The organism is Arthrobacter sp. HMWF013 (assembly GCF_003061105.1).
Taxonomy (GTDB): domain Bacteria; phylum Actinomycetota; class Actinomycetes; order Actinomycetales; family Micrococcaceae; genus Arthrobacter.
The window spans coordinates 1-4016 of record NZ_QAIQ01000471.1 but is presented as its reverse complement, the minus strand read 5'-3'; the positions used below and the strand labels follow the sequence as shown (position 1 = coordinate 4016).

4 protein-coding genes are annotated in these 4016 nt (G+C 64.4%); 3 read left to right on the top strand and 1 reads right to left on the bottom strand.

The features are described 5' to 3' along the window. Positions 1-1152, bottom strand: a 1152-nt coding sequence (glpK, locus tag DBR22_RS16855) for a glycerol kinase GlpK (protein ID WP_108599969.1), incomplete at its 3' end; no start/stop codon positions are given. Positions 1153-1275: 123 nt separating this feature from the next. Here glpK and DBR22_RS16850 point away from each other — a divergent pair. The 3 genes from DBR22_RS16850 to DBR22_RS16840 all read left to right on the top strand — a co-directional run. Next, a complete protein-coding gene (locus tag DBR22_RS16850; protein WP_108599968.1) occupies positions 1276-2145 on the top strand; it encodes an aldo/keto reductase in 870 nt (289 codons plus the stop codon). Between the two features lie 11 nt (positions 2146-2156). After that, positions 2157-3086: an alpha/beta fold hydrolase gene (locus DBR22_RS16845; RefSeq protein WP_108599967.1), complete on the top strand. Its 930-nt coding sequence runs from the start codon at positions 2157-2159 to the stop codon at positions 3084-3086. Beyond that, on the top strand, positions 3083-4016 hold a 934-nt coding region (locus DBR22_RS16840; RefSeq protein ID WP_108599966.1), incomplete at its 3' end, for a glycosyltransferase family 4 protein. The genes DBR22_RS16845 and DBR22_RS16840, both read left to right, overlap by 4 nt.

Below are 4016 nucleotides of genomic sequence, written 5' to 3'. Positions count from 1 at the left end.
CTCCAGGGCAGCCCGGGCGATGTGGTTCTTGTTTGCGAACCGGGTCAGGCCCACAATGGCGCCGCGGGCGTCAGACCGCCAGTACGGGGCGAAGAGCCCGGAGAACGCCGGCACGAAGTACACACCGCCGTTGTCCTTCACTGCGGCGGCGAGTGTTTCGACGTCGGCCGCGTTCCTGATCATGCCCAGATTGTCCCGGAGCCACTGGATCAGGGATCCGGTGACGGCGATGGAGCCTTCCAGGGCATAATGCGGTGCGGCTTCGCCGAGTTTGTAACCGACCGTTGTGAGGAGTCCGTTTTTCGAATGGACGATCTCTTCCCCGGTGTTGAAGATCAGGAAGCAGCCGGTGCCATACGTGTTCTTGGCTTCACCGGCATCAAACGCTGCCTGTCCGAACGTTGCTGCCTGCTGGTCGCCAAGGATCCCCGCGACGGGGACTTCCCGCAGCAGTTGGGACGTATGGACGGTGCCGTATACCTCGGAGCTGGACCTGATGGCCGGCAACATGGACGCCGGTACGCCGAAAACGCCGAGGATCTCTTCGTCCCACTGCAGTGTTTCCAGGTCCATGAACATGGTCCGCGAAGCGTTGGTGACGTCGGTGACATGCACTCCGCCGTCCACTCCCCCCGTCAGGTTCCAGAGGACCCACGAATCTGTGGTTCCGAAGATCAGGTCACCGGCCTCCGCCCTGGCCCGGGCGCCGTCGACGTTGTCCAGGATCCACTTGATCTTGGTGCCGGAGAAATACGTGGCAAGCGGCAGGCCCACCTTCTGCTTGAACCGCTCCAGCCCGCCCTCCTTGGCCAGCTCGTCCACAATGTCCTGTGTCCTGGTGTCCTGCCAGACAATGGCGTTGTACACAGCCTCGCCGGTGGTCTTATCCCACACCACGGCGGTCTCGCGCTGGTTCGTTATCCCGACGGCGGCGATATCGTGCCTGGTCAGGTTCGCTTTGGAGAGGGCGGAGCCGATGACCTCCCGGGTGTTGTTCCAGATCTCCGCCGGCCGGTGCTCCACCCAGCCGGCCTGCGGAAAGATCTGCTCGTGTTCCATCTGGCCTGAGGACACGATGGCGCCGTTATGGTCGAAGATGATGGCACGGGAACTGGTGGTGCCCTGGTCGATCGCGATTACGTACTGGTTCATGGTGACGTCCTTGTCCGGGGCAGAAGTGGCCGGGTCCCGTTCGAAGAATATCCAATGATGCCACCGCGCGGCGGCAGGCAGGGTTTCGCGGCGTCGCCTGAGCCAGTGGGTAAAGTCAATGCTATGAAACCCTCACCCCGTCTCAGCCTGAACAACGGCGTCCTGATCGATCAACTGGGATTAGGGCTGTACAAGGTTCCGGCGGCGGACGCCCCAAGCCTGGTGTCCATGGCGCTGGGCGCAGGCTACCGCCGTTTCGACACGGCCGCCATGTACGGCAACGAGACCGGCGTCGCCAGGGGCCTGAGTTCCGCGTTCGGAACCGAGGGCGGAAGCGGCGGGTCAGGCGAAGCTGCCCCCGGCCTGCGGCGTGAGGATGTCTTCATCACCACGAAGGTCTGGAACGACGACCAGGGATATGACCGGACGCTCCGCGCCTTCGATACCTCCATGGTCAACCTTGGCCTGGACTACGTGGACCTGTACCTGATCCACTGGCCCTGTGCCCGCCGGGGGCTGTTCACCGAGACATACCGCGCCCTGGAAACGCTGTACCGCGAAGGAAAAGTGCGGGCGGTCGGTGTCTGCAACTTCCAGCCGAAGCACCTTGACCTCTTGCTCCAGAAGGCAGAAGTCGTGCCCGCCGTGAACCAGATCGAGCTGCATCCCTGGCTCCAGCAGCACGAGCTCAGCCAGAAGCACAAGGACCTGGGGATCCTGACCGAAGCATGGAGCCCGCTCGGGCGCGGACAGGTGCTGGCCGACCCCGTGGTCGTGGCCCTTGCGTCCGAGCATGGCAGGACGCCGGCCCAGATCGTCCTCCGGTGGCATATCCAGTTGGGGAACCTCACTGTCCCGAAAGCAAGCTCGGAGGCCCGGATCCGGGAGAACCTGCACGTTTTTGGCTTTGAACTTTCCCCGCGGGACATGGCCGCCCTGGCTGAGCTCGACCGCGGCCACCGTACCGGCTCCCACCCGGACAACGTCAACTAGGACCAAGGTCAATGAAAACAGCCGCTCCCCAGCCATCCCCCGCGCCGTCCTACTTCAGCGATGCCCTGGCGGCCCGCACCCATGCAGCCGCCATCACGCTGAACGGCAGTAAAGTGGCCTACTGGACCTACGAACCGGTCCGTGCCACACCGGAAACCCGCACCATCCTGGTCATCCACGGCTTCCGGGGTGACCATCACGGCCTGCTCCGGGTGGCTGACCAACTCCCGGAAATGCGCATCATCATGCCGGATCTGCCCGGCTTCGGCAGCTCTGAGGCGTTCGCAGCCGCGGATCATTCGGTGGCCAGCTACGGCACGTTCATCGCAGACTTCATGGCGGCACTTGGACTCGGCCAGGACACTGTCCTCCTGGGCCACTCCTTCGGGTCGATCGTCGCATCCCATTACGTGGCGGCCCACCCCGGAACCGTCACGCCGCTGATCCTCATCAACCCCATCGCTGCGCCCGCCCTGGAAGGCCCGAAGGGCCTCATGACGAAACTGGCGGTGCTCTACTACCGCCTGGCGGCCGGTCTCCCCCGCCGGTTGGGACTGGCCCTGCTGCGCAGCCCGCTGATTGTCCGCGTCATGAGCGAGGCCATGGCCAAGACCACGAACAAGGAGCTGCGCCGGTTTATCCATGGCCAGCATCATGCCTACTTCAGCGCCTTCGCTGACCGGGAAAGCCTCCTTGAATCGTTTACGGCGTCGGTGGGCAGCCATGTCGCCGAGATTGCGGACAAGCTGACGCTGCCGGTACTGCTGATCGCCGGCGAAAAGGACGAGATAGCCATGCTCCCGGACCAGCACCGGCTCCACGCGCTCCTTCCGGACGGCGTCCTCAGAGTGATTCCCGGCGTCGGCCATCTCATCCATTACGAAACGCCTGAACCTGCCGCCGGTTTCATCCGCAGCTTCCTTAAGGACCACCCCGCGTGAAGATTGTCATCGATGCCCGCTTCACCAGGACTGACCACCATGACGGCATCAGCCGGTACGGGGCGAGCCTCATCGCGGCAACGTCGAAAATAGCCGATGTCTCCATGCTCATCAGCGACCCGCGGCAGCTGGCCCTGCTCCCGGATGTTCCGTACACGCTGATCAACAGCCCGCTCTCGCCGGTGGAACTGTTTGTTGCCCGCAAGGTCAACCCGCTCGGTGCCGACGTCGTGGTGTGCCCTATGCAGACCATGGGGAGCTGGGGGCGCAAGTACGGCCTGGTCCTGACCCTGCACGACCTCATCTATTACGAGCACCCTGCGCCTCCGGGCTTCCTGCCGGCACCGGTCCGGATCCTGTGGAGGCTGTACCACAAGGCCTTCTGGCCCCAGCGGCTGCTCCTCAACCGGGCGGACGTGGTGGCGACCATCAGCAGGACCACTGAGGCCCTGATGGCCAAGTACCGGCTGACCAAACGGCCTGTGAGGATCATCAGCAACGCGCCCCAGCCTGCCCAGGACCCGCGGGACCCTGCCGCCGGGGCCGACCACACGCTGATCTACATGGGTTCGTTCATGCCGTACAAAAACGTCGGCACTATGGTGGCCGGAATGGCGGACCTGCCGGACTTCACGCTTCATCTGCTGAGCAGGATCACCCCGGAACGCCGGGCGGAACTGGAGCTCATGGTCCCGCCGGGGGCCACAGTGGTCTTCCACAACGGCGTCACCGATGACGAATATTGGGCTCTGCTGCAGCGGGCCACGGCCCTGGTGAGCCTCTCGCACGCTGAGGGTTACGGTTTGCCGCTGGTGGAAGCCATGGCGCTGGGCACGCCGGTGATCGCCAGCGACATCCCGATTTTCCGCGAGGTCGGCGGCGACGCGGCAGCGTACGTCGATCCCGCGTCACCGGCGGAATTCGCGGCGG